Genomic DNA, 26710 nt, shown 5'->3' on the forward strand with positions numbered 1-26710 from the left:
CAGGCACACCTGAGGTCAGTGTTGTAACCTGTTCCTTATGGACTTCACTGGCAACTACCTCTTTAACAAACGATTTGCAGGTAACTTTAATGTACGACGATCAGGGCGGGACAATGACCTGCGCTAATATCCCTACTTACACGGGCGCACCCAAGCCTCAGTACTTAATGCTCCTTAAATAGTGTATACGCATAGCACATTCTTTGTTCTATTTACTCAATAAGGCTAATAGTAGTTTCGTGCAAAACGGGACTGGGACCGCGTGTTGTGGTAAAGCCGTTGGTTAGACAGATTTTTGATGTCAGGAGCTATCTAAAACTGCATATTCACAGATAGCATAAAGCTGCGTTTGGGCTGAGGGATCAGGGAGTTGGCCCAGCCTTGCGAACGCTGCTCAAAATCATCGCCACTTGCGGCGGCTTCTGCGCCGGAATGGTAATAGATTTCATTAAAGAGATTTTTTACCTTAAACGCGACTTCAATCGATTCGTACCGATAAATGATGTTGGCATCTAGTGTTAAATAGGCGTCATTTTTTCTGTCTTTAGCGCGCAGTGTATTTCTCAAATACAGCGGTTTACTTGAAACCCAGTTGGCTCTGACGTTGACATTGAGTGCTTCATTGACTGGTACATTTAGCCCGGCACTAACTTTGTGTGGAGCTATATCTCCCAGCTCTGCATCCATATCCTGACAAGGGTCGTAAGATAGTGTGTGGCTCTGGGCGATGTTCTGACAATTTTCTATCCCCTGACCAACCCACAGATCCAGTGTGTGGTCGTAACTGACACTGCTTTTGGTTTTTGTATGGGTGTAATACAGATAACCGGAGATATTGGCAGCGTCTGGGATAAAGTTACTGAACTCAAATTTACCTCGATATTCCAGCCCATAGGTGCTGCGCTTTCCGGCGTTTTCTGCTTCTTCTTTCACAACGTCGTCGTATCTGGCGGTAAACAAGGATAGGTCATGCAGCCAGTTGTCCTGCTGATACATATAGATGAACTCAAAATTCTCGGCTTTTTCTGGTTTCAGGTCTGGGTTGGCAGAGCGGCCGCTCCAGCCTCCCCACAGTTGTATCGGGGCTGGTTCCTGAAAAGCCGTGCCGTACAGCATCTTAATGGTTGATTTATCTGAGAGAAAATAAATTGCGGAAGCTCTGGGGTTAGTGGTACTGCCGTACAGACTATTCTTGTCGTATCTTACACCGGCGTTGACCCGCCAGTCATTGATATTCCAGATGGCCTGAATGTATGCGCCTCTGTCGGTCAGACTGGCGAGGTTTTCGTCTGGCATCCGACTGAGTGTATCTGGCTGAATGTTGATGGTGCTGTCCCTATTGCTCGCAACCCCGTCACCGGCGGTCTCAGGCGTATCTGATGAGCAAAAGGTTTCGGGAAAATAGCCGCAGGCGTCGTAAGCTTTGGTGAGTTCTTTATCCTCAAATTTAATGCCGCCGCTGAGCTTTAACTGCTCAGAGTAATCAAACTCGTAGTCTTGCTTAAACAGCCAGCTCTTATTACTTGTTCGCCAGTGTGAAATGGTCAGTGTTGATACCACATCCGGACCGGTCAAAGCGGTAGAGCCGGGGAAGGATTCGACCCAGTAACCGCCATTGCCACTTTTTCTGCTCAGCAGCAGGGTATCTACCTGTAAGTTATTTTTAATTGCGCTTGTGTGTCGCAGGTAATATTGTTCAGAGTTTCGATACCACTGCGCCGCTGGCTGCGCTCTGTCATGAGGATATTGCGGACCCCAGCCATGGCGCATATCCCATTCTATGATCCCTAAGGTCAGGTTTTTGAACCCGACATCGGCAAGAATGCCCCATTCCCGTTGTGGGTCGTGATAGGCACCAAACTCATTGTATTTAGAGCTGTGGGGACAGCCATCCGCCTCGCAATTAGCGGACAGGGCAGTGTCATAGATGACAGGTCCCCAGATATCGCGGTTGCTCAATAGTTCGTTACTGACAAACCCCCAGGGCGCCAGGTCATCTATGTCGGCTTCGTCACTCGAGTAGTATTTAGCTGACAGATTATAGGTCAGGTTGCTATGGTTGCCGCCCGCGGCAATATCAACACTTTGTGTGTCATAGCTGCCAGACTGAATATTCACTTTAAAAAAATCATTACTCTCATGTGTCTCTTGGGCATTGGACGTAACCAGGTTTATGATCCCCAGAAATGCATTGGGGCCGTACACTGCACCTACCGGGCCATACAGCACTTCTATCCGCGCTATATTCGACAATGGATAATTTTTTGACAAGGTGGCTTCGTGATACCACAAGTGATTATCGACTATACCATTGACCAGCATTAACGTGCGCTGGGTGAGCGGGGTACGATAGCCGCGCTGATAGGTGATAACGCCACCATTACCATTGGTGACTGTGCTATCAAACCCGGGAAGATCAAGGATCACTTCATCAATGCTGGTATAACCGCGTTGCCTGATATCTGCTGCAGTAATGATCACCATAGCCGCAGGAGCATCACGCAGTGTTTCTTCAATACCGGAAGCGGATGACACGGTGACATCGAGCAAGTCTTCTAAGCTCAGCTCCATTAGTGTATCAAGTTCATCATCTTGTGCTGCGCTGTGCGAACTGATGAGTAGAATGGATGATAGCAAGAACGCTGTTGACGTTTGGCCGGGGAGTTTACTGGTCATAAGTCTCCCTGAGCCTACTGATTGTAGTGCGCCAATGACGTGTTTCTCTATCAAAACGCTGATATGACATGGTCAGCAACTAACTTACTCTAATCTTTGGAGGTTAGAATAAACTGCCTGTTTGTCAAGGTTGGCTGGCTCTAATATGGGGAACCAGAAGGCACATTCGGCTCAGTGGTAACTAACCCTGGTTGATAAAGTTAATTCGTAGCGACTTTTCTTCGTAGGGATCAGATGATTGAACCATCCCATTTTCGCTATTTGAGCTACAGCCCAGTGAACAGTGCAGGGCATAAATTGCTTAAAAATACGCTGAGTAGGACAGGGAGAGAAAATCCAGCCCGGGGTTGGGGCTTTTAAATCCTGCATTGGAGTAATGCATATAGCGGATAGCAACATTGGCTTTGTCCATCTGATACACCAGCCCTAATCTGTCTTCAAACTGGTAATGGGTACTGACGTCTTTACCTGCAAACTGGGTATCATCCAGTAAGGCCAGGCCAATGCCAAATTCTAGAGCCACCGGGTGACCGTTAAAGGTCGTGAATGGATAGCGGATCACGGGGGAAACCGCCAGAACAAAATTGCCATCATGATGGTTCTCTTCCCCATACTGCCAGAAGTTGATACTGCTTTCGAAGTGTACATCAAAGTGACGCCAGGCTTGTGGTAAGTCCAGCTCCGGATGATATTGGTAAGCTAATTTGATCCCGTCGACACTGCCTTCGCCATGAATATAGTGAACGGCATAACCATGCTGCTGCGCGTATACAGGTGCAGTAATAATAGTAAGTAGTGACAGCAGAAATAGAATTGCTCTGATCATAATGAAATCAAACCCAGTAGAATTGAATATCCTTATTGTCTGGATGTCCGTTGCTTTTAAAAAGGCATCAAATAGAAACTAATTGATGCCTTTTTGACACCAAAAAACTAGGTGTTTGATTTTAATAGAAAATTCAATTGATGCCAAAGTGGCACTAATATGGTGCTAATTTGTGTATTTTTCATCTGCAAAGTTAGCGCTAAACTAGCTTCATTAACATAGAACGGAGCGGATCATGAAAAAACTACTGCAACTTATGCTGGTGGCATTGCTGGCGTTTGGCAGCCTACAAAGCGTTGCTGCGACGGATACACAAAGCGATCCTTATGGCTTGATCAAGTCGGTTGGTGATCAACTGTTTGTGGATATCAGCAAGCTAAATACCCTGGAAGAAGCGCACAAGAAAGCTGAGCTGAAAAAATTGGTACGGGAACAGTTGATGCCGCATATCGACATTAAATATGTGTCTTTTAAGCTGTTGGGTAAACATGTCCGTGAGATAAAGCGCGAGCAGGCGGTGACGTTTATCGATGCCGTCGAGCAGTATCTGGCAAACACGTATGCAAATGCGCTGATGAGCTATAAAGGTCAGCAGGTCAATTTTATTGAACCGGTTGTCAGTGCCGACAGTAAATTTGCCTCAGTTAAGTCTGAGATAGTTGAGCCCAATGCCCCAACCATCGACATTGTATTCAAGTTTCGTAAAAACAAAGCCGGAGAGTGGCAGGTCTATGATCTGGTTGCTGAGAGCATCTCATTGCTTAGCGCAAAGCAAAAAGAAATTACGTCTCGGATCAGCGAAGTAGGTATCGATCAGGTAAGTAAAGAGCTGGTAGCTAAGAGTTAATTGGCACGAATTAAAGAGACAATTTGCGTCCTTCAGGCGGGTATTCACTCTTACCCATGAGATCCAATCTTCTCCGATTGCCCGCCTTTTTCTTTTTACCTAACGTGCTGTGATACCTAATTCGTGATTTATCTTAGGCTTGTCGCTACTGTGCCAGGCATAGTAAGATGGCTACCATTGAACGACAATGAACAGTGTCATAGATAGCCGTCGTAGTGGTGTTATGTCATCGAGTGTCTGGTTACCATTGTGCAACGCTGTCAGCAAATTTAAGAACGCTTTATTATGCAATTATCCCCCTCACTTTCCGCTTTGGTTGAAGCCTTGCGTTGTTTACCCGGCATTGGACCTAAATCAGCACAAAGGATCGCCTTTCATCTGCTTGAAAGAGACCGTAGTGGCGGCACTCAGTTAGGCCAGAGTCTGTTACAGGCGATGGATAAGATTGGTCATTGTGAGTCTTGCCGAACATTTTCAGAAACTCCGGTATGTGATATCTGCAGCAACGTTAAACGTCAGGATACCGGGTTGTTATGTGTGGTTGAATCCCCGAGCGATGTACTGGCAATTGAACAAACGGGTCAGTACCAGGGGTTGTATTTTGTTTTGATGGGGCACTTGTCACCGTTAGATGGGATTGGTCCAAACGAAATTGGTATGGATGTTCTGGAAAAAACGCTCAGCAATGGCAACATCAATGAAGTGATCCTGGCAACCAATCCGACGGTTGAAGGAGAGGCCACAGCTCATTTTATTGGTGAAATGTGTCATCAACACAATGTGACGGCCTCGCGGATCGCACATGGTATGCCTGTTGGGGGTGAGCTGGAACTCGTCGATGGTATGACTTTGATGCATGCGTTTAGCGGCAGAAAAGCGATTTAATGAATGCCCGAAAGGGCTTTCTCCTTGCTCCGAATATATACAATTCGCAATTTTTTTACTTTATCACTCTTGAAAAATATCTCCCCAGCACAATATACCTCAGCATAACGCAAGTTAACTGATTAACTATGTACTACTATTGTGTACCAAATAAGTTAGGGTGTACCAAATGACTACCGAAAATACCAAAGAAAATCATTCATTTAGTGCCAACACTAAGCAACTATTACAGCTGATGATCCACAGCTTATACTCAAACAAAGAGATCTTTTTACGTGAGCTGGTATCCAATGCGTCGGATGCCGCTGATAAGCTGCGTTTCTTAGCGCTGCAAAACGGTGACCTGTATGAAGGGGACGCCGATCTGCGTGTACGTATCAGCGCCGACAAAGACGCAAAAACAGTGACCATTTCTGACAATGGTATTGGTATGACCCGCGACGAAGTGATCAGCTCTTTGGGTACCATTGCGAAGTCAGGCACTGCTGAATTCTTTAAAAACCTGACCGGTGATGAGGCAAAAGACTCTCAGTTGATCGGTCAATTTGGTGTGGGTTTCTACTCAGCGTTTATCGTTGCCGACGAAGTGACAGTGCGTACGCGCAAAGCGGGTGAAGCGCAGGCCGTTGAGTGGCAGTCAAAAGGCGAGGGTGAATACACGCTGGCAGATATCGAAAAAGCAGAGCGTGGTACAGAAATTATTTTGCACCTGCGTGATGAAGAGCTGGAGTTTGCCGATGACTTCCGCCTGCGTTCAATCGTGACTAAGTATTCTGATCATATCTCTATCCCGGTTGAAATGTTCAAAGCGCCAGTACCTGAATCTGAAGGGCCGGACGGCGAGAAAATTGAAGCTCAGCCTGGTGAATGGGAAGGGATAAACCGTGCTACGGCGTTGTGGACACGTGATAAGTCTGAGATTAGCGAAGAAGAATATAAAGAGTTTTATAAGCATGTTGGCCATGACTGGGAAGAACCACTGACCTGGGCACACAACAAAGTAGAAGGTAAAACGGAATACACCAGCTTGCTGTACATTCCTAAAAAAGCACCTTTCGACATGTGGAACCGTGACCGTCAGACAGGTCTGAAGTTGTACGTACAACGTGTATTCATTATGGATGACGCTGAGCAGTTTATGCCAAGCTATCTGCGTTTTGTAAAAGGTCTGTTGGATTCTAACGATCTTCCACTGAACGTATCTCGTGAAATCTTGCAAGACAACAAAGTTACTCAGGCAATCCGTAAGGGCTGTACATCACGTATCCTGAAGATGCTTGATCGCATGGGTAAGAATAAAGCAGAAGACTACCAGACTTTCTGGAATGAGTTCGGCCAGGTTATCAAAGAAGGCCCGGCTGAAGATGCAGCAAATAAAGAAGCGATTGCTAAACTACTGCGTTTCAGCTCGACACATACTGACGAGAGTGTGCAAAATGTATCACTGGAGCAGTATATCGAGCGTATGACTGAAGGTCAGGACAAAATTTACTACGTGGTGGCAGACAGCTTTGAAGCTGCGAAGAGCTCACCGCACCTTGAGATCTTCCGTAAGAAAGGCATTGAAGTACTGTTGCTGTCAGATCGCGTTGACGAGTGGATGATGAGCCACCTGACAGAGTTTGCTGAGAAATCATTCCAGTCAATTACTCGTGGTGATTTAGACCTGGGTGATATGGAAGACGAAGAAAGTAAAAAAGCGCAGGAAGAGAGCGAAAAGCAGGTAGAAGGTTTGGTTGAGCGCATCAAAGAAGCGCTGGGTGATAAAGTAAAAGAAGTACGCTTTACGCACCGTCTGACAGATTCTCCGGCTTGTGTGGTTGTTGATGACCACGACATGAGCTCACAAATGCAAAAGCTGATGGAATCAATTGGTCAGTCTGCACCTGAGTCTAAGCCAATTTTTGAACTTAACCCGGAGCATCAACTGGTTAAACATCTGAACGTTGAGCAGGATGAAGATAAGTTTGCTCAATGGTCAGAGGTACTGTTAGATCAGGCATTGCTTGCAGAGCGCGGCAGTCTGAAAGACCCGGCAGGGTTCGTTGCTCGTCTGAATAAGCTAATGCTTGATCTGAGTAAATAATTCAACGCAGTTATTATTGTGTTTTGAGAAGCCCGGCGAGTAATTCGACCGGGCTTTTTTGTTGCCTTTAATGGCACAGTGCAGGAAGCGAATCAAATAGGGTGGTACATTGCTCATTTGTTTTAAGCACGTCTGCCCGTTTGTAATCAAGGCACATTCCTCTGTGAAAGCGCTACATGAGCCACATCATTTAATTGGCGATGATGCATATCTAAACTAAAAAGAAAGGGTAGTGACAAATTTTCATTCCCATTACTCAGTTTAAGTACTTGTTTTGCAGTGATGAAATGCCCTACAACACCGAGTTTAAAGGCTTCTTCGCAAATTTGTCACACAAATATACTGGACAAAGTAATGATGAAAAAGATAAAATGACAGCGTTGTCATTGAGATCTATTATCACCTTGAATCCGCTTCTGCCCGAACGTTTATGGAATAATCAGACAGCACAACTTGCCTAAATTAGATTAGTTTATTAATTAGGTCCAATTCTTCTACATAACTCATCGCAACTGCTGTTAAAAAGTGCATAGCTTGTGATATATTCTTCTCGTTTGTAACAAACTATAACCACAAAATTATTTATTCTATCTATTTCAGTGGCTTAGGATTTTGTTGAAAAAATCTTATGTAAGCCACAAAAAAAGATGTAGCGAATCTGTAATTTTGGGTGTATGGTTTGTTATTAGATGACAGCGTTGTCATCATCACTGGGCAGAAGTGATTTAAAAACCAACAAAATGATTCAAGGGGAATCCTGTGTTAGCTAATAATTTTAAAAAAAGCTTACTGGCAGCTAAGGTTGGCCTCATCCTAAGTACGGGTGTGACAGGCGTGGCGTTTGCTGAAGATAACCAGACTGGCGTTCAAGAAAACGTTGAAGTCATTGAAGTGCGCGGTATCCGCCGTTCATTGGCCGAAGCAGTTAATACTAAACGATTTGCAACCAGCGTTGTAGATGCGGTATCAGCAGAAGATATCGGTAAGTTTCCAGACAGTGACGTAGGTGAAGCACTGGGTCGTATCCCAGGCGTAGCTGTTAGCCGTCAGTTTGGTCAGGGCCAGCAAGTATCTATTCGTGGTGCGTCTAGCCAGCTAACTTTGACAACTCTGAATGGTCAGAACGTTGCTTCAACAGGTTGGTACACAGAGCAAGCAATTGACCGAAGCTTCAACTACACATTGTTGCCACCAGAACTTATCTCAGGTATCGACGTGTATAAGTCTTCACAAGCAAACATTGTTGAAGGTGGTGTTGGTGGTACGGTTAACGTAAAAACCCGTAAACCATTAGACCTGGATTCCGGAACCGTTTTCGCTTCTGTAAAGAGCGTATATTCAAGCCAGTCTGAGCAGTGGGATCCTGCTTACAGTGGCCTTGCAAGCTATAAAAACGATGACGAAACATTTGGTGTACTTGCTGCATTAGCAGTACAGGAAACTGACTATGTTCGTCGTGGTAACGAATCACTTGCTGGCTGGAATGGTGCAGTTTCTGCTAACTACTTCCTGCAAGAGCGTGAAAGAACAGCAACTAACGTAGCGTTCCAGTACGCACCAAATGATGAACTGTCATTCGATCTGACTTATATGAACCTTGAGTTAGAAGCGAACAACAACAACAGCAGCTTCTGGATTTTCCAGGCTGGCGCAAACTGCCTGGGCGAAAACCCGGATGGCGTATGTATGTTGTCTGAAGCAACGGCAGCAACACCTACAGATAACCCATCTTGGCTACAAGCCTTTGCACGTCGTGCGAAGATGGAATCTGAAACGGTTGATTTTGGCTTTGAATTCAAACGTGATACGTTCGAAATTTCTGGTCGTATCGGTCGTTCAGAAGCAACGGGTGGTACAGAAGCGCAAACAAACTATGGTGGTTTGATTGGTTCTCATGAAGATCGCTACGGCATGATTGACATGACGGGCAAGCGTATCAAGATCCAGCTGAAAGAAAATGATTATCGCGTTGGTCACTGGAATGAGGGTAACCCAGGCGTAGCAGCATGGGCAGTACGTAATCAGCCGAATACAGATGAAGAAACGTACGCACAACTTGATACTAAGTTCATGCTTGACCATGACATCATTACTGCTGTTCACGTTGGTGCTCGTTTCACTAACCACAAGGTTGAAGAAGACAACTTTAAAGGCCTGGCAAACATTCAGCGTAATGCAGATGGTACGCCTGTGCTAAGTGATCCAAATAACCCAACTAGTGTAATTGCGGACATTGCTGATATCGCACCTGCTCAATTATATGGCAACGGTGTAAACGAAGCTGGTTTTGAATACATCACTATCCCAGGTCCACACCTGGACGCGATGTTCAACCATACTGCGGAGAACTTCAGCGAATACGTACGTGACCGCAGTGGTTATGCCGCGCTTGAAGAAGAAAACTTTGCGTTTTACGTAATGGCTGATTTCAGCGGTGAAAACTACCGTGGTAACTTCGGTCTGCGTTACATCTCTACAGATGTAAACAGTGACTACTATGGTTCAGACATCACCGTGACAGGTATCACAGATTCAGGTAACTTCTACGGCGGTAATGCACTGAAATCTAAGACTCTGTCTAACAAAGAAGCTGATTACTCAGATATCCTGCCAAGCTTCAATATCGCGTACGACCTGGATGAAGACACAATCCTGAGAGGTTCAATCGCACAGGTTATCAGTCGCCCTAACTACCAGGATGTGTTTGCACGTTCTAGCCTGAGTGGTTACGACAACGAAAACCCGAACGACCAGCAAGAAGTAACTGGTAACCCAGGTCTTGAGCCGTTCAAAGCAACTCAGTTGGACGTGTCTTACGAGTACTACTATGGTGACAGCAACTTCGCAAGTGCGACGTTCTTCTACAAAGACATCGAGACATTCGTAACGTCATCAACCACGCCAAATCAGTCTATCGGTATTAATGACCCGGCATGTAACTGTGACGTGTGGAATATCGTTAACCGTGTTAATGGCGACGGTGGTGACGTAATCGGTCTTGAACTTCAGCTTCAGCACGCGTTTGACAATGGCTTCGGTGCGATTGTTAACTACACGTATGCAGACAGCTCATCTGAAGAAACAAACTTCGATGACCGTATCGGCCGTTTCTCAGACAGTTCTGACCACACAGTTAACCTGGTTGGTTACTATGAGAATGATGACTTCGGTGCTCGTCTTGCTTATAACTGGCGTTCTGAGTTCATGATCCGTGAAACGGGTTTCTACTCTTCACGTGAGCACATGGACTTCGGTACTTTGGATTTCACTGGTAACTACCAGGTGAACGACAATATCAGCCTGACGCTTGAAGTTGTAAATATTCTTGAAGAAGACAGCTACCAGATCGGTATCTCTGGCTCTGACGGTCTGTTGAAAGAAGAAACGAAACACAACTTCCCTGCATGGAGCTATGTAGGTGAGCGCAAGATTGCACTGGGTGCAAACTTACGTTTCTAATTTTGTTGTTTGGAAAAGCCCTGCTTAAATAGTGGGGCTTTTTTATGCCCGTTTTATGGCAAGATCGAGACAGGTGTAGTTTGTATGTATCAATAGCGGCATGCCTGTCCGTGGTGGTCTTTACAGTGGTTTTGAGGTGAATTGTGCAAAATGCAGAAACCAAAATTAAGCGTATCGTCATTGTCGGTGGTGGCACAGCGGGTTGGCTGGCTGCCAATCATTTGGCCGCAGATGCGTCCGAGGATGTGAGTATTACATTAGTAGAGTCTCCTGACATTCCGACGATTGGTGTCGGAGAGGGGACTGTCCCGGTGATTGTCGATAGCCTGAAGAAGTTTGGCATCCGTGAGTCGGACATGTTTCGCCTGTGCGATGCTACGTTTAAAAATGGCATTCATTTTGTTGGCTGGAATAAGCCAGTTAACGGACAACCCCATTGCTATTTTCATCCATTTGACGACCCAAATGTTAACGGGGTTAATCTGTTGCCTTACTGGTTGCATCAACTGCCAGAGGCCAGGGCTCGTTTTGACCAAAGTGTTTCCATTCAGGCCCATATCGCACTCGAAAACAAGGCGCCTAAGCTGATCACGAATGCTGAATATGAGCGCATGATTAATTATGCTTTTCACCTGGATGCTGGCAAGTTTTCGGCATTGTTGTCAGAGCATGCGATTAAAAACCGCCAGGTTAACCATGTGCTGGATGAGGTAGAATCGGTCAAGCTCGCACTGGATGGGTCCATATCGGGATTACAGCTGAAACAAGGCGGGTTGCTTGAAGGCGATTTGTTTATTGATTGCAGTGGTTTCCAGTCTTTACTGCTCGGCCAGGCGCTTAATACCCCGTTTATTGATAAGAGTGACGTCCTCTTTGCCAATCATGCTGTGGTGACGCAAGTTCCTTATGAAAATGAGCATGAGGTGCCGCCTTATACTATTTCAACCGCTCAGCAGGCTGGCTGGATTTGGGACATTGGTCTTCAAACCCGTAAGGGGGTTGGTCATGTGTATAGCGATCAGTTTACGAGCCATGAACAGGCGCATCGCGACCTATCTGCTTATCTCGGAAAGCCAGAAGACACCGTCGAATCTCGGCTGATTAAAATGCAGGTGGGTTATCGAGCGCAAGCCTGGGTGAAAAACTGTATTGGTATTGGGCTGTCCCAGGGCTTCGTTGAACCACTTGAAGCGACAGGGTTGTTAGTGTTTGATTTGGCAGCCAGAATGTTGTCAAAGCGCCTCCCAGGTGAACGTCAGGAAATCCCCGCCATTGCACAGCAGTTTAATCAGCACATGACACATGTCTGGCAGTCAATCGTTGACTTTATTAAACTTCATTACTGCATTTCTAATCGTGACGATAGTGAGTTTTGGCGTATGAACCGTTTGCCAGAAACGATCCCGGAATCACTGCAACATAAACTGGCATTATGGCGTAGTGACATTCCTAATGAGTATGATTTTGTCAGTAGTTTGGATGTGTTCAGATTGGAGAATCATCTGTACGTGTTGTATGGCATGAATTATCCCAGTCAATGCAATTACCCGTCGCCACAAAAACTGTCACAACAGGAAGCTATGCTGAAGCTGGTGGCCCAGCAGCAACAAAAAGCTGGAGCAATGTTAGAGACGCACAGCGACTTGGTTGCAAAAGCAGCAAGATATGGCTTTCAAAGAATTTAACCACAATATTTCTTTTCTTTTACCTTGAAAAGCTATAGCCTTGGACGCATATAAATAACAACTTTATGATAAAACGGAGCAGTATTATGGCGGAGCAACAAGTGCAGCCTTTACACAACGAGAAACATGCCAACACTAAAGTAAAAAATGGCATCAATGTAGAATTTTTAAAATCTCAGCACTTGATCCCGGTCGTTGCACACGAGTTTGCACGTGTTGCAACAGAATTCCCGATGGCATTTGTTAAGAACACAGAGAGCGGTCAATATCAGGCGGTTGCTTTATTTGGTCTTGAGCCAGGTGAAAACCTGTTTGTACAAGATGGCGAGTGGACTGCGGGTATCGCACCTCTGGCTGCATCTCGTTACCCATTTGGTCTGGTTAAGCACCCAGAGCAAGATCAGTACGGCATCGTGATTGATGAAGCGAGCCCGCTGGTAGGTGAAGAAGAAGGCAATGCTTTGTTCGAAGACGGCAAAGAAACTGAGTACCTTGAGCGTCGTAAAGAAGCGCTGGTTAACTTCATCGAGTTCTCTCGCGTTACTGAAGCGTTCACACAATATCTGGCAGAGAAAGATCTGCTGGTACAACAGACTCTGACGGTTGAAATCGCTGGTGAAAAGAAAGACATCAACGGTATCTACCTGGTAGACGAGCGTAAGCTGAACGAACTGAGCGACGAAGCTTACCTTGAGCTGCGTAAGCGTGGCTATCTGGCACCGATTTTCTCTTTCCTGACTTCTACACATCAGGTTGGTCGTCTGGCACGTCTGAAAGCAAAGCGTCAGGCAAGCTAAGTCACGAGTGACTATGAATTGCAAGAAAGCGCCTTAAGGGCGCTTTTTTTATCGCTTTTTTTTGTAACAAGAATTTATATCCGGCACCTTAGTTCAACAATAAAAGAACAACAGGAATTCGACATGCGCCGTTTATTAGTTACTTCATCTTTACTTGCTGCATTAAGCGCAGCATATCCCGTTTTTTCAGCTCCAGCTCATTCACCCATTGCTATCGCAATCCATGGTGGTGCAGGCACAATTGAGCGTGCCAAATTTACGCCAGAGCAGGAGCAGGCTTACCGACAAACTTTGCAATCAGCTGTTGAGCAAGGGTATGCGGTTTTGGAACAAGGCGGGGAGAGCCTGGATGCAATTACGACTGCAATTAAGGTGCTGGAAAATTCCCCATTTTTTAACGCCGGAAAAGGCGCGGTATATACCTATGACGGCACGCATGAGCTGGATGCGTCAATTATGGATGGCCGGGATCGCCAGGCTGGCGCAATTTCCGGAGTGACGCTGATAAAAAACCCCATTGAGTTAGCCAGAGCAGTCATGGAAAAGTCGGTGCACGTGATGCTGAGTGGCGAAGGTGCACAAGAGTTTGCAAAGCGTGAACGGATTGCGTTCGCCAATAAGGATTATTTTGATACACCTCATCGCTATGAGGCCTGGCAAAAAGCGCGAAAGAAATTGGAGCAAGCAGAGCAGGGGACTAAGGATTATCAGGCACTGCATCAACAGTTACCACTGAACTATAAGATGGGCACTGTGGGGGCCGTTGCCCTGGACAAACAGGGCAACCTCGCGGCAGGCACCTCTACAGGTGGCATGACGGCGAAACGATTCGGTCGTATCGGTGATTCACCGATCATTGGCGCAGGTACATTCGCGGATAACGATTCGTGCGCAGTCTCTGCGACCGGACATGGTGAGTATTTTATTCGTTATAACGTCGCGGCGGATATCTGTGCGCGGGTACAATACCAGAGAAAAACAGTGGCACAAGCGGGACAGGATGTTATTTTTGGCCCAATGCTTAAAGCTGGCGGCACCGGCGGAGTGATCATTTTAGATGCCGAGGGCAATATCAGCATGCCATTTAATACCAAAGGGATGTATCGCGCCAGCAAATCTAACACACAGCCTACCTATGTCGGTATTTTTGACGACACAAAGTAACCCTAATTAATGTGCTTAAGGCCTGTAAACTTGGGCAATTTTTGTAACGCCAGCTACTATTTAATATGAAGCTGGTGTTTTTTTAGGGGAATGAAATATGCAATCTGTCAAAGTAGCAGACTATCTTAATCATCGTCCGGTTACCTTTAAAGCGGACATGCGCATCGAATCGGCAGTGGAAAAGTTACTACAAAGTGGTCAGGCCGGAGGCCCCGTGATTGATGACATGCAACACGTCGTGGGATTTCTGTCTGAGCAGGACTGTATTCGCACTATGCTCGAAGCTACTTATCAGAACGAATCACACAGTATCGTGGCTGATGTGATGAATACCGAACCTTTGTGTGTTAGCCCGAACGACAGCATTTTGAAGCTGGCTGACAGAATGACGGCCGATAAACCCAAATTATATCCCGTGTGCGATGACGATTGCCGTTTGGTAGGGGTGATCAGCCGGACTAATGTGCTGTATGCAATTGACAAGCACCTTCATGATACCTATGAGTCGGGCAATCGCTTTGTTTAAGCGCTGATCAGGCCTCAGTATACCGGCAAGCGTGTCACATAGAGTTTACCAGGTTAAGCCTGCCTGTCGGTATTTAGTGCGCAGCCCCTGTCAAAGGGACTGGGCTGTACTCATGCTTTTTGCTAGACTACGCGACGATTTTCTCAGTAACAAGGTGTCGTGTAGTGGATTTGCAGTCGTTGTATTCGAACATAGCGGATTGCCTCAAAAAGGATCAGTTTCTCTTTAAAAAGCGTCTTCAGGGCGTCAAAAAAATAAAAGATGAAGCGAAACAGCAAAAGGTAATCACACAGATAACGCGTGACATAGCGCACAGCCAAACGCTCAGAGTAAAGCGCCTGGCTGGCCTGCCGAGTGTGCAATACCCCGAATCACTGCCTGTCAGTCAGAAAAAAGACGATATTAAAAAAGCCATTGCTGAAAACCAGGTCGTCATAGTGGCGGGTGAGACTGGCTCAGGTAAAACCACTCAGTTACCTAAAATTTGTCTGGAGCTGGGTCGTGGCGTCGATGGATATATTGGCCACACTCAGCCTCGTCGTCTGGCTGCACGTAGCGTGTCTAACCGTATAGCCGAAGAGCTTAATTGTGAGCTTGGTCAGGAAGTGGGTTTTAAGATCCGCTTTAGCGATCAGGTTTCTGACAAAAGTTATATTAAATTGATGACCGATGGTATTTTGCTGGCTGAGATCCAGCAAGACAGATATCTGAATCAGTACGACACAATTATTATCGATGAAGCCCACGAACGCAGTCTGAACATTGACTTTATCCTCGGTTACCTGAAAAACCTGCTCCCTAAACGGCCCGATCTGAAAGTGATCATCACCTCAGCAACCATAGATCCGGAGCGTTTTTCCAAGCACTTTAATAACGCACCAATCATAGAAGTCTCGGGACGTACTTATCCGGTAGAAGTGCGCTACCGACCGGTGATTGACGCCAGTGGCGATGAAAGCGAAGCTGAAAACGATCAATTACAGGGCATTTTCGATGCTGTTGACGAGCTGTGCGCTGAGGGTCCCGGTGATATTCTGATTTTTATGAATGGTGAGCGGGAAATCCGCGATACCGCGGATGCATTGAGCAAGCGCAATCTCAAAGGGGTTGAGATATTACCTTTGTATGCTCGCCTGTCGAATGCGGAGCAGAATCGTATTTTTGCCGCGCATAGCCACCGTCGTATTGTCCTCTCAACCAACGTTGCTGAAACCTCTCTGACGGTACCCGGGATCCGCTACGTTATTGACCCGGGTACTGCGCGGATCAGCCGCTATAGTTACCGAACCAAAGTACAGAGGCTACCTATCGAGGCCGTCTCTCAGGCCAGTGCAAATCAGCGTATGGGTCGATGCGGCCGGGTTGCTGCGGGGGTGTGTATCCGTTTGTATTCAGAGGAAGATTTCCTGGGTCGCCCTGAATTCACAGATCCTGAGATCCTGCGCACTAACCTGGCATCGGTCATTTTGCAAATGTTAGCGCTGGGTCTGGGCGACATTAAGCGCTTCCCTTTTGTTCAGGCACCAGATAACCGCAACATCACAGACGGTGTCAGTTTGCTCGAAGAGCTGGGGGCGGTTAAGCCTGCTGCCAGACGTGAACAAACCTCATTGACTCAGACCGGCCGTAAACTGAGCCGTTTACCTATCGATCCTCGCCTCGCGCGTATGGTCCTGGCTGCCGCACCTTTAGGGGCGCTACGTGAAGTGATCATTATTGCAGCTGCTTTGTCTATTCAGGACCCCAGAGAGCGACCGCAGGAAAAACGCGGCGCAGCGGATGAAAAACATGGTCGGTTCGAAGATGCTGATTCGGATTTCATGGCGTTTCTTAACTTGTGGCAGTATCTGGAAGAGCAGCAAGAGGCGCTGAGTCGTAGCCAGTTCAGAAAGCAGTGTCAGAAGGACTTTTTGGCCTATATGCGGGTGAGAGAGTGGCAGGACATTGTTTACCAGCTAACCACAGTCTGCACTGAGATGGGATTAAAGGCGTCTGGTAATGAGGCGAGCTTCGAGGCCATTCACCAGGCGTTATTGAGCGGGATGCTAAGTCACATTGGTCAAAAAGACGAGAAGAAATTCTACAAGGGTGCACGTAACAGCCAGTTTCATATTTTCCCGGGGTCAGGTCTGTTTAAAAAGAGCCCCAAATGGGTGATGGCAGCGGAATTGGTGGAAACCAGTAAACTGTACGCCCGTATTAACGCCAAGATTGACGTGAACTGGGTTGCACCATTGGCGGAGCACCTGGTTAAGCGTAGTTACAGTGAGCCACACTGGGAAAAGAAACAGGGCTGTGTCATCGCATTTGAACAGCAAACCCTGTATGGATTGATCATAGTGGGTAAAAAGCGCACTGTGTACAGTCAGATTGAACCCGTTCTGTGTCGTGAATTATTCATCAAAGAAGCGCTGGTCGCCCAGCAACTGGGGCAAAACGAAGCCTTTTTACAGCACAATCAGGCCTTGATTGAAGACATTCAGGATCTGGAAAACAAAGCCCGACGCCGTGATATTCTGGTTGATGAGCATATGATGCAGGCCTTTTATGAAGCGCGCATCCCGGCTGATGTTAATAATCGTGCTGCCTTCAATCACTGGTGGAAAGACAAGAAAAAAGCCGATAAACGATTTTTACACATGGACCGGGATGCCTTGATGCAGCACGAAGCGTCGCATATTACGGCGCTAGATTATCCCGATGTATGGCAGCAGGGTAACCTGATGTTGCCATTGAGCTACCACTTTGAACCGGGTCAGCCGGTTGATGGTGTAACGGTAAATATACCCCTGCCATTGCTCAACCAGGTCGCCTCTGAGGGCTTTGACTGGCATATCCCGGCACTGCGCCATGAATTGATCTGTTCATTGATTAAGAGCCTGCCAAAAAGCCTGCGACGTAATTTTGTTCCTGCACCTAACTATGCTGATGCAGTGCTGGCTGCGATTGAGCCGATGCAAGGGGGTTTTCTGGAGGCGTTGGCCAATCGTTTATTGCGCATGACGGGTGTCAAAGTTGACGCACAAGCATTTGATTTAGGCGCACTGGAGTCTCATTTAAAAATGCAGTTCCAGGTGCTTGACGAACATAACAAGGTCATTGCTCATGGCTATGATCTGGATGTGCTCAAAGCCAAGTTACAAGGCAAAGTAACACAAACGCTGTCTAAAGTTGCTGAAAAGGGCATTGAGCAGGAAGGGCTCACTGAGTGGTCGTTTGGTGACTTGCCCAGGGAGTACACCAAGAAGCAGGGAGGGTATGAGATCAAAGCATTCCCTGCGTTGGTGGATAACAAGCAAAGTACGTCAATCAGTTTGTTTGATCACCCTCAGAAGGCGCAGCAGGCACATCGTCTTGGTTTACGCCGATTGGTAATGTTGAATGTGCCCTCGCCGGTGAAGTATTTGCAACAGCATTTACCCAATAAAGCCAAACTGGGGCTTTACTTTAACCCGTTCGGTAAAATTAATGATCTTATTGATGATTGTACCGCAGCGGGGATTGATGCCTTGTTGGGTGACTATAGTGCGATTCGTTCAGAGCAGGACTTTGAACAAGCCAAAGAACATGTCCGGGCAGAACTTGGCGATAAAGTGGTGGAAATCGCATCTGCGGTTGAGCAGGTGCTGAGCATTGCACATGGTATCAATAAGCGTATGAAGGGACGTGTGGATTTGACCATGATCACGGCGCATGGTGATATTAAATCTCAGCTTGAGAGCCTGATTTTTAAAGGATTCGTTAGTCAGCATGGGGCGCATAAACTGCCAGATTTGCTGCGTTATATGAAAGCCATTGAAAAGCGTCTGGAGAAGCTGCCTGTTGACCCTAACCGGGACCGTTTATGTGTTCTTGAGCTTGAAAAAGTGGCGGCTGCCTATACCGATAAGTGTAACAAACAACCAAAAGGGATCCCGATGCCAACAACACTTGATGAGATTTTCTGGATGCAACAGGAACTTCGGGTGTCATTGTTTGCTCAAACACTAGGAACACCTTATCCGATTTCGGCAAAACGGATCACCAATGCGTTAAATGAGATCGAATAGTGTGTTTTGACTTGCAATTTGCATTAGGGCAATTACCTTATTAAGAGGAAACTATTTTTGGATTGTGAAAAGGAAGCGGCATTGACTATGTCCACACAGGGGAGCAGGATGAAAACGCCGCATGTGCTAGTGGTTGACGACGAGTATTTCAATTTTGAGATGCTTTCAATGGCTTTGTCAGACGCATTTAAGTTTAGCTATGCTGAATCGGGCAAGAGCTGCCTGTCGAATGCGATTGCCGATCCGCCAGATGTGATCTTGCTCGATGTATGTATGCCTGGGCTGGATGGGTATGATACTTGTCGGATGTTGAAAAATACGCCTGAAACTCGTGATATTCCCGTGCTCATGGTGTCGGGCCTGGAGTCGGAGCAGGAGAAACAGGCGGGCTTTGATGCTGGCTGCGATGCCTATGTGGTTAAGCCCTTTTCCATGCAATCCTTATCAGAGAAAATAAAAAATATGGTGCAAATTATTCCAAGGTAATTTTTTGCAGGCAAGCAATGATAACAAAGAGTGGAGCACGCCATGATACATGAGGATAAGCGGCGCTTTATGCGCATGATGGTCAATACCCAGGCACAGTTAACCGTGTTGTCCTCGGGGCATAAACTGCACGGTACCTGCCACGACTTAAGTGCCACGGGATTATCAATCATTGTTGAGGAACCCCTGGAGATCAATGAAATGCTGGATGTGTTTATTGACAGCCATGGTGGATCGGTTCCTCCTCTCAACGCACATGTTAAAGTTATCCGGTGTGGTAATAACAGCGAAGGTGAGGGCTATATGCTTGGCCTGGAAATTGTGCAGTTTAATTAGTCATCCTACTTGAGTTAGAAACCCGGCTCGCCTGACTTTTGGTGGGCCACTCACACAGAGCAGTTGCATGAGCGTGTTCCTGCTTTGGTAAATTTTGTCACTACTTCCACACTATTTGCACATTAACCTTACATACTGACTAGCATCGGGTCTTATACCAATTGGCTTAATTAAGCGTTCTATTTTGAGGCGAGAAATAGGGTCGGTAACCAGCCAAGAATCTTGCTATTTAGTTGTTCTAAATAAGAAATCTTTAACACCGTTAGCGTCATATTTGCTCCTTCAAATTGACCTGGTATTAAGTACAATTGGTATGCCATGTTTTGAATTCCGTTCACAGGGGTAGCTACATCATGAAACTGACAATACGGCACAAGCTGCTGGCTATTTTGCTGTTGGTCAACACCGTATTGATCATGGCGATCTACTTTGCTAATCAGACTGCTTTTGAAAAGAGCTTCCAGGACTATATTCAGCAAAATAGCCGTGCCCGCTTAGTCGCTTTAATGCCTTCTATTCGAGATAATTACGCACGTTATGGCGAGGAGTGGGTGTTTACTCGCCATCCGGCCTGGCATCAGCTGGTAAGCGAACTACGAGGAAACGCGCGAAGTGCCACTTCGCCCGCTGCGACTCCTTCTTATGACAGTTACGACAGCCCCTCCATGCAGCGGCCGCGCAGATCTGAGCGGGGACCTGAGCCGGGTCGGGATGGTCGTGGCATGCGTAATGAGCAGGGCACTAAGGCGCAGTATCAAACCGACAGACGTCCAAAGCCCGACGCTGATCGCCCACCCAGAGGCGAGCGCGGTGCCCACCCTCATCAAAAGCGTAGACCTCCCAGAGGACGCTCAGATAGTATGGGCGGTCGTCTGGTGTATAAAAATGCGGCCGGTGAGCAAGTGATTGGCTCGCTTACAACAACCAGAACTACTCTTTGGGTCCCTGTTCATCAGTCTGACAAGGCCGATGCGCCTTTGCTTGGGTATGTAGGGCTTGAGGACGGTCTGGTGGTTAGCAACCGGTTCGATAGCTTATTTGCCGAGCGTCAAAAAAATTGGTTTATGTACATCGCTATCACCGCTTTGATTGCGTCGAGCTTATTGGCCATTCCGTTTAGTCATTATCTGGTTGCCCCTGTGCTGGCATTACGGCGTGCAGCACAAAACCTGGCAAGCGGTGATTATCAGAGTAATTTAAACACGGACAGTAACGATGAGTTGGGCATGCTCGCCCGGGATCTGAACACCCTGTCTGAGACCTTGCGAGAAAACCAGCAAGCCAGACAACAGTGGATCGCCGATATTTCTCATGAATTGCGCACGCCAATCGCTGTATTCAAAGCCGAATTAGAAGGCATGATCGATGGTGTGATAGAAACGGATCCCGCGCAGTTGCAGTCGTTACACGAGGAGATTGGCCGGCTGACTCAGTTAGTGGATGATTTGCACCAGTTATCTATGTCTGACAGAGGCTCGTTAAGCTATCAAATGGCACCACATTGTCTGGGCGAGCTGGTCGAGCAAACCTTTGGCAATCATCAGGCACAGCTTGCCAATCGTCATTTTGAATATCAGCTGAAAGGAAACACGCAGAGTTTGATGGACTGTGATGACAGGCGCATGGCACAACTATTCGGTAACTTGATGCAAAACACCTTGCGTTATACCGATTCTGCTCAGGACAACCCTGGCCAAATATTGGTGACGATTGAACAGCATGGGAAGCAAACGGAGATAGTCTGGCAGGATAGCTCACCCGGGGTCGAGCCTGAGTTGTTAGACAAGTTGTTCGACCGATTATACCGGGTCAAACAGTCCAGAGATCGCGCCTCGGGTGGTTCAGGCCTGGGGCTGGCAATCTGTACCAGTATCGTGCAGGCGCATAATGGCACGATTAAGGCTCGCGAAAGTGAACTTGGTGGTTTAGCTGTGGTGATGCGGTTTTCTTAAAAGGGTTGTAAATTCAAGCGATTTCACTTAATTTTGGGGAGGAGAAGACCCAAGGTGAAAGTGAGCGCCTAAGATGCAAAAAGTACTGATCATAGAAGACGAGAAAAAGCTTGCGGCTATTTTGGGCAAGTACGTCACTCAGGCGGGCTATGAATTACAGATGGTCCATGATGGCGCCCAGGCGTTAGCCGCTGTTGAGAACTTTGAGCCAGATATCATATTGCTCGATTTGATGTTACCTAATGTCGATGGCATTGTTATCTGCCGGGAAGTTCGGCGCAACTCTATGGTGCCCATTATCATGACGACCGCCAAAGTTGAAGAGATAGATCGCTTGCTTGGTCTTGAAGTGGGAGCCGATGATTACGTGTGCAAACCTTACAGCCCACGAGAGGTTGTGGCACGGGTCAAAGCCATCTTGCGCCGGGTGGGTGCCAGTGCACCACAGTCAGAGCAGCTGCTGCTTGATGAAAACACCTTGTTTGTAACCTACCAAAACAATTCTGTTGAACTGACACAGGTGGAATTTGTGTTGTTGCAAACTCTGGTAGCACATCCCGGACGCATTTATAACCGTTCGCGTTTGATGGACAATATATACGATGATGACCGCATCGTCAGTGATCGTACGATAGACAGTCATATCAAAAAAATTCGCAAAAAGTTGTCCCAATTGTCCCCGAACAGCGAGTTCATCCACTCTATTTATGGCGCAGGTTATAAATATGAATTGACCGACAATTCATAATTCAATGCATGACTCCTTTGTTATGGCGCCCTGGCAACGCCAATTTTGTAGAAAGCATGGGCTGACAGCACACTACATTCAGTCGTTGGCGCCTGTGACAGGCTGGTTGGCGCAACAGGTAGCGCAGCAGACACCTTTGTGTCTGGGGATTAGTGGGTCTCAGGGCAGCGGCAAATCGACACTGGCAGAGTATTTAAAGGCTGGCCTGACACAGCGCGGGTTGCTTGCTGACAGCGTGTCTTTGGATGACTTCTATCTGAGCCGGTCGGAACGCGCGCAGCGTGCCGCTGATATTCATCCCTTGTTTCAAACCCGGGGTGTACCTGGTACACATAATATGGCACTGGCTGAAGAGATCTTGGCGCAATTCCGTGCCCGGCAGCCTCTCATATTACCCCGATTCGACAAATCCATGGATGAGCCGTTTGCACCTGAACTGTGGACGCATACCCGCACTTTGGATGTGCTGATCCTGGAAGGTTGGTGTCTTGGGGTTGAAGCACAGTCAGCTGAGCAGCTAAGCTGTCCTGTCAATCAGTTGGAACAAAGCCAGGATCCGGATGGGCGTTATCGGCATGCCGTCAATCAATTTCTCAAAGCGGACTATCAGAGCCTGTTTAGACAGGTGGATAAGCTCATATTCCTCGACGCAGGGTGTTTTTCTCATGTTGCCCGCTGGCGCTTTGAGCAAGAGCAGAAACTTAGTTTGTCTGGTACACAGTCTCGCCGCATGTCGCAACAAGAGGTTGCGCACTTTGTCCAGTTTTTTCAGCGACTGACGCAATGGGGGCTGGAAACTTTACCTGCTCAATGCGATATCGCCTTACGACTGTCGCCACAGCGCGATATTGCAGCGTCGACAGAGATCCACAATTAAAACACATTAACGTTTTAGGATACGCAAAACTCTTATGGATTATCATCTATGAACAGCACTGTATTTTCCTTATCGGCTTTATGGTTAGTGAGTATCGCGAGCATCAGTACAGCGCAAGCGCACAGTACTGAACAGATCAAGGTAGAAACGCTGACAAAGCAGAAACATAGCTGGAATGGTGCAGTGTTGCCAGCTTACCCAAAAGGCCAGCCAGAGGTGCGGATTATGCGTTTTACCATCCCTTCCGGGCAGACTTTGCAAATTCACAAACATCCTTATATCAATGCAGGGCTGTTGTTAAAAGGAGAACTTCAGGTTGAGACACAAAGCGGGGAAACGATCCACATCAAAGCGGGTGATACCCTGGTTGAGGTTGTTGACACCTGGCACTGGGGGAAAAGTGTGGGTAAAGAAGCCGCGCAGATAGTGGTGTTCTACGCCGGCGTCAAAGATCAGCCTGTCACACTAAAACAAGACTAGCCGTTATTGCACCGCATCAGATTCTGATTACGGTGCAAACGGGTTTAACTGACACAGATCCCGTATCTGGGTAAGATATCGACTATGATACTTTGGCGATGTTTTTTCGCCGCATCATGGAAGTGCTTCCAGTCACTGTTCAGAAAGTCCGGATGATACTGATAGCAATCTTCATCGCCATCCGCCAGCGTGGTCCCAAGCGCCTGATGTTTCCAGGAACCTGGGCCTTTGGCGATGTAAGTCAGTTGGTGTGCACCCAAGCCAAAGCGATCAGCGGCGATGGCATCCAACCATTGCTGGTGGCGTGTTGCGCCGTTATCACTGACAAACTGGCTAAAGCACTGGGCAATTTCTCGCTTTACGTCGGGTGACAACCCGGTGATGGGCCTGACCAGGTAGGTCTGAAATACTTTACACAGCGCGTTTGCTGCCTGCAAAAAGTCAACCGGGTTATTGCGTTCAACAGCTTCACCAAGACCATTTTGATAAGACCAATGCTGATGTGGCAGATCAGGGTGGGACAGCGCCTGACCATGGCCCAGACTGGGAATATTGTCCTGCAGAATATTGGCAAAGTAATTGCTGACTTTTGTGATGAGCGTCTCATGGCTCTGACCATTATGATCTTTGATGTCACGAACGTGATTGACCGGGTGGTCGACCCCTGCAAAGCCCCGGTGTCCCCAGGTATCGATAAAGACGTGTGCGGTGATCCCAAGCCGATGTAATGAATGAGGCCGGTCTTTATCTGCTAACACTTCTGCGACCATGTCTTTCGCTACAAATGAATGTGGCCGGCACACAAGTTTCTGAATAAAGCTGCCCGCAGGGTTTTCACCAGCAGGTAACCCTCCGTTGCCAGGCAAAAAATGAAACGGCACCCATACTTTCATATTTTTCAGGCTATCCAGATTACGATACTCAAGCATTTTATGGGCAGTTGCAATGCGCTCGTAAGCAGCACCATTATGAAACTTGATATGACCATAGTTGGTGGCATCGTCTACATATTGTGCCGCATGAGCTATGGTGGTGGCCTGGGCGGGTGAGAACCCGGCGTCTCTGGCAACCACCCAGGTCATAGCGTGATGGAGATCAATTTGCATTACTTTAATCCCTGCGAAAATCGATTGATGCACTAAACGGTACACTATTCAAAGAATTAATCCTACTGATAGCGACGTGAAACCGCTATAATGTCAGTTATTTTTTAGATAACGGTACAGGGTACCGAGCGGTACGTCAGAGAGAGTGTATGAGTAAAGGTTTTATGTTGGTTTGTGATGGCAGTAACGGTGCTGGCAAGACAACAGTGATTCAGGGCATTGCCGACTATCTCGAGCAGCAGGGATTTGAAGTCGTACTGACCCGCGAGCCCGGTGGCACGCCGATTGGTGAAAAGGTCCGTAGCGTAATATTGGATCCCAGCACGCCAGAAATGAGCTCAATGACCGAGCTGATGCTGTTTGGTGCAGCCCGGGCACAGCACGTAGAAGAAAAAATCCGCCCAGCCCTGGAGGCCGGCAAGGTTGTTATCTCGGACCGTTTTGACGCTGCAACTTTTAGTTTTCAACATTACGCGCGCGGTATTGATCTTGAGACCATAAAGACCATTAATGAACTGGCGCTCGGCGGATTCAAGCCTGACATGAATCTCATCTTAGATTTAGACCCTGAGCTGGGGCTGCAACGCGTCAATCAACGAGGCGAAGGGCTCGACAGGCTTGAGGATGAGAAAATGGAGTTTTTGCATCGTGCACGAGAGGGCTACCTTGCTCAGGCTAAGGCTGATCCGGCGCGTTTTAGTGTGATTGATGCGTCGGAAGATAAACAGTCTGTATTGTCAGCCTGCCTGAAGGTCGTTGATTCTGTGATTGCGGCCAGTCGCCGTGATAACACAAATCGTTGACAGGTCTGTTGATATGTACCCGTGGTTAGAAACGGTTTTTGCGCAGTTGCAGATGAGTTTTCAGCAACAGCGCTTTCATCATGCGCAGATGTTCCATGGTATGACTGGCGTGGGCAAACTTGAGCTAGCGCAGTCGCTCGCAGCTGCATTGTTGTGCAAGCAGGCAGGTACTTCGTTGCGCGCTTGTGGGCAGTGCAAAAGCTGTCTATTGGTAGACGCGGATAATCATCCGGACAAACTGTTGATCACGGCTGAATCACACAGTATCAGTGTAGAGGCGATCCGCAGCTTAAATGATTTCATATTCCACTCTGCACAGCAGGGGGGCAACAAAGTGGTGGTGATTGATGGCATAGAAAAGCTCACAGAATCTGCTGCTAATGCGTTACTGAAGACCCTCGAAGAACCCGCAAAAGGGCGCTACTTGCTGCTGCTATGCAACGATACTGCGCGTGTTACGGCGACCGTTTTGAGTCGCTGTAACAAGATGAATGTGGGGGTTGCTGATGTTAATAGCGCTGAAGCCTGGCTGGCACAGCAAGGGATCCACAGCGGACAATACCCTTGGGTCGCTCACTTTATCTCCCAGCCGCTATTATTACTTAGATGGGCGCAAGCGCAGCAGCTGGGTGCTATTGATAACCTGTGGCAGGAAGCTCAACGTCTTGGTGAAGGCGCTGACGCCGAAGCATTAGCCAAAGCTTTACAAGCCGACACCAGCCTGGTCAAGGTATTTTGTGGCTTTGCACTGGCGGCAATCAACACTAAAATAGCGCGTGGTGAACTGGCATTCGACAAAGCGCAGGCCGCAATTGTCACGCTCAGGCGGTTTTCAGTAGACCAACACACTGTGTTAGGCTTAAACTTGTCCCTGAGTCTGTCACGATTGTGCTATCAGTTGCAGCAAACCTTAAGATAGGAG

Annotated in this window: 20 protein-coding genes; 17 read left to right on the forward strand and 3 right to left on the reverse strand. The window is 47.3% G+C overall.

Features of this window, described 5'->3' with window-relative positions; all coding sequences use genetic code 11:
- Positions 1-312: 312 nt before the first annotated feature.
- Both MHN31_RS12700 and MHN31_RS12705 read right to left on the reverse strand, forming a co-directional pair.
- Positions 313-2676, reverse strand: a complete 2364-nt coding sequence (locus tag MHN31_RS12700) for a TonB-dependent receptor (protein WP_239444428.1) — start codon at positions 2674-2676, stop codon at positions 313-315.
- A gap of 301 nt (positions 2677-2977) precedes the next feature.
- Entirely contained in the window at positions 2978-3502 is a 525-nt protein-coding gene (locus tag MHN31_RS12705; protein WP_125563925.1) for an acyloxyacyl hydrolase, read from the reverse strand.
- Between the two features lie 235 nt (positions 3503-3737).
- On the opposite strand from MHN31_RS12705, the gene MHN31_RS12710 reads away from it, so the two are divergent.
- The 15 genes from MHN31_RS12710 to MHN31_RS12780 all read left to right on the forward strand — a co-directional run bounded on the left by MHN31_RS12710 (position 3738) and on the right by MHN31_RS12780 (position 23879).
- Positions 3738-4349 carry an ABC transporter substrate-binding protein gene (locus tag MHN31_RS12710; protein ID WP_138539583.1) on the forward strand — a complete coding sequence of 204 codons (612 nt, stop codon included), beginning with the start codon at positions 3738-3740 and terminating at the stop codon, positions 4347-4349.
- 285 nt (positions 4350-4634) lie between these two features.
- Positions 4635-5234, forward strand: coding sequence for a recombination mediator RecR (recR, locus tag MHN31_RS12715; RefSeq protein ID WP_125563929.1), 600 nt, complete (start codon positions 4635-4637; stop codon positions 5232-5234).
- 169 nt (positions 5235-5403) lie between these two features.
- On the forward strand, positions 5404-7320 hold the full coding sequence (gene htpG / locus MHN31_RS12720) for a molecular chaperone HtpG (RefSeq protein WP_239444429.1): 1917 nt from the start codon (positions 5404-5406) through the stop codon (positions 7318-7320).
- Positions 7321-8079: 759 nt separating this feature from the next.
- Positions 8080-10779, forward strand: a complete 2700-nt coding sequence (locus MHN31_RS12725; RefSeq protein WP_125563932.1) for a TonB-dependent receptor — start codon at positions 8080-8082, stop codon at positions 10777-10779.
- Between the two features lie 143 nt (positions 10780-10922).
- Complete coding sequence (locus MHN31_RS12730; protein WP_125563934.1) at positions 10923-12464, forward strand: tryptophan halogenase family protein; 1542 nt, start codon at positions 10923-10925, stop codon at positions 12462-12464.
- 86 nt (positions 12465-12550) lie between these two features.
- A complete protein-coding gene (locus tag MHN31_RS12735) occupies positions 12551-13261 on the forward strand; it encodes a SapC family protein (protein WP_049866574.1) in 711 nt (236 codons plus the stop codon).
- 123 nt (positions 13262-13384) lie between these two features.
- Complete coding sequence (locus MHN31_RS12740; protein WP_239444430.1) at positions 13385-14425, forward strand: isoaspartyl peptidase/L-asparaginase; 1041 nt, start codon at positions 13385-13387, stop codon at positions 14423-14425.
- Positions 14426-14522: 97 nt separating this feature from the next.
- A complete protein-coding gene (locus tag MHN31_RS12745; RefSeq protein ID WP_125563938.1) occupies positions 14523-14951 on the forward strand; it encodes a CBS domain-containing protein in 429 nt (142 codons plus the stop codon).
- Between the two features lie 164 nt (positions 14952-15115).
- Positions 15116-19000 carry an ATP-dependent RNA helicase HrpA gene (hrpA, locus tag MHN31_RS12750; RefSeq protein ID WP_239444431.1) on the forward strand — a complete coding sequence of 1295 codons (3885 nt, stop codon included), beginning with the start codon at positions 15116-15118 and terminating at the stop codon, positions 18998-19000.
- Positions 19001-19087: 87 nt separating this feature from the next.
- Complete coding sequence (locus MHN31_RS12755; RefSeq protein WP_010381687.1) at positions 19088-19486, forward strand: response regulator; 399 nt, start codon at positions 19088-19090, stop codon at positions 19484-19486.
- A 42-nt stretch (positions 19487-19528) separates the two neighbouring features.
- The gene (locus MHN31_RS12760) at positions 19529-19822 is read left to right on the forward strand and encodes a PilZ domain-containing protein (RefSeq protein ID WP_010381684.1); all 294 of its coding nucleotides are present in this window, start codon (positions 19529-19531) and stop codon (positions 19820-19822) included.
- A 353-nt stretch (positions 19823-20175) separates the two neighbouring features.
- Positions 20176-21774 carry an ATP-binding protein gene (locus MHN31_RS12765; RefSeq protein ID WP_239444432.1) on the forward strand — a complete coding sequence of 533 codons (1599 nt, stop codon included), beginning with the start codon at positions 20176-20178 and terminating at the stop codon, positions 21772-21774.
- Positions 21775-21847: 73 nt separating this feature from the next.
- A complete protein-coding gene (locus MHN31_RS12770; RefSeq protein WP_125563945.1) occupies positions 21848-22522 on the forward strand; it encodes a response regulator in 675 nt (224 codons plus the stop codon).
- A 22-nt stretch (positions 22523-22544) separates the two neighbouring features.
- Positions 22545-23399, forward strand: a complete 855-nt coding sequence (locus MHN31_RS12775; RefSeq protein WP_239444433.1) for a kinase — start codon at positions 22545-22547, stop codon at positions 23397-23399.
- 48 nt (positions 23400-23447) lie between these two features.
- A complete protein-coding gene (locus tag MHN31_RS12780) occupies positions 23448-23879 on the forward strand; it encodes a cupin domain-containing protein (protein WP_239444434.1) in 432 nt (143 codons plus the stop codon).
- Positions 23880-23923: 44 nt separating this feature from the next.
- On the opposite strand, the gene MHN31_RS12785 is transcribed toward MHN31_RS12780, so the two are convergent.
- A complete protein-coding gene (locus MHN31_RS12785; protein WP_239444435.1) occupies positions 23924-24985 on the reverse strand; it encodes a DUF6765 family protein in 1062 nt (353 codons plus the stop codon).
- A 149-nt stretch (positions 24986-25134) separates the two neighbouring features.
- On the opposite strand from MHN31_RS12785, the gene tmk reads away from it, so the two are divergent.
- Together tmk and holB are read left to right on the forward strand one after the other, a co-directional pair.
- Positions 25135-25788 carry a dTMP kinase gene (gene tmk / locus MHN31_RS12790; RefSeq protein ID WP_239444436.1) on the forward strand — a complete coding sequence of 218 codons (654 nt, stop codon included), beginning with the start codon at positions 25135-25137 and terminating at the stop codon, positions 25786-25788.
- A 13-nt stretch (positions 25789-25801) separates the two neighbouring features.
- Complete coding sequence (gene holB / locus MHN31_RS12795; RefSeq protein ID WP_239444437.1) at positions 25802-26707, forward strand: DNA polymerase III subunit delta'; 906 nt, start codon at positions 25802-25804, stop codon at positions 26705-26707.
- Positions 26708-26710: the final 3 nt, after the last annotated feature.

Origin of the sequence: Pseudoalteromonas sp. McH1-42 (assembly GCF_022347845.1) — a bacterium.
Taxonomy (GTDB): Bacteria; Pseudomonadota; Gammaproteobacteria; order Enterobacterales; family Alteromonadaceae; genus Pseudoalteromonas; species Pseudoalteromonas rubra_D.

Coding starts and splice junctions, on each gene's coding strand:
- MHN31_RS12700 (WP_239444428.1), bottom strand. CDS start 2,676: ATGACCAGTAAACTCCCCGGCCAAACGTCAACAGCGTTCTTGCTATCA.
- MHN31_RS12705 (WP_125563925.1), bottom strand. CDS start 3,502: ATGATCAGAGCAATTCTATTTCTGCTGTCACTACTTACTATTATTACT.
- MHN31_RS12710 (WP_138539583.1), top strand. CDS start 3,738: ATGAAAAAACTACTGCAACTTATGCTGGTGGCATTGCTGGCGTTTGGC.
- recR (WP_125563929.1), top strand. CDS start 4,635: ATGCAATTATCCCCCTCACTTTCCGCTTTGGTTGAAGCCTTGCGTTGT.
- htpG (WP_239444429.1), top strand. CDS start 5,404: ATGACTACCGAAAATACCAAAGAAAATCATTCATTTAGTGCCAACACT.
- MHN31_RS12735 (WP_049866574.1), top strand. CDS start 12,551: ATGGCGGAGCAACAAGTGCAGCCTTTACACAACGAGAAACATGCCAAC.
- MHN31_RS12740 (WP_239444430.1), top strand. CDS start 13,385: ATGCGCCGTTTATTAGTTACTTCATCTTTACTTGCTGCATTAAGCGCA.
- MHN31_RS12745 (WP_125563938.1), top strand. CDS start 14,523: ATGCAATCTGTCAAAGTAGCAGACTATCTTAATCATCGTCCGGTTACC.
- MHN31_RS12755 (WP_010381687.1), top strand. CDS start 19,088: ATGTCCACACAGGGGAGCAGGATGAAAACGCCGCATGTGCTAGTGGTT.
- MHN31_RS12760 (WP_010381684.1), top strand. CDS start 19,529: ATGATACATGAGGATAAGCGGCGCTTTATGCGCATGATGGTCAATACC.
- MHN31_RS12765 (WP_239444432.1), top strand. CDS start 20,176: ATGAAACTGACAATACGGCACAAGCTGCTGGCTATTTTGCTGTTGGTC.
- MHN31_RS12770 (WP_125563945.1), top strand. CDS start 21,848: ATGCAAAAAGTACTGATCATAGAAGACGAGAAAAAGCTTGCGGCTATT.
- MHN31_RS12775 (WP_239444433.1), top strand. CDS start 22,545: ATGGCGCCCTGGCAACGCCAATTTTGTAGAAAGCATGGGCTGACAGCA.
- MHN31_RS12780 (WP_239444434.1), top strand. CDS start 23,448: ATGAACAGCACTGTATTTTCCTTATCGGCTTTATGGTTAGTGAGTATC.
- MHN31_RS12785 (WP_239444435.1), bottom strand. CDS start 24,985: ATGCAAATTGATCTCCATCACGCTATGACCTGGGTGGTTGCCAGAGAC.
- tmk (WP_239444436.1), top strand. CDS start 25,135: ATGAGTAAAGGTTTTATGTTGGTTTGTGATGGCAGTAACGGTGCTGGC.
- holB (WP_239444437.1), top strand. CDS start 25,802: ATGTACCCGTGGTTAGAAACGGTTTTTGCGCAGTTGCAGATGAGTTTT.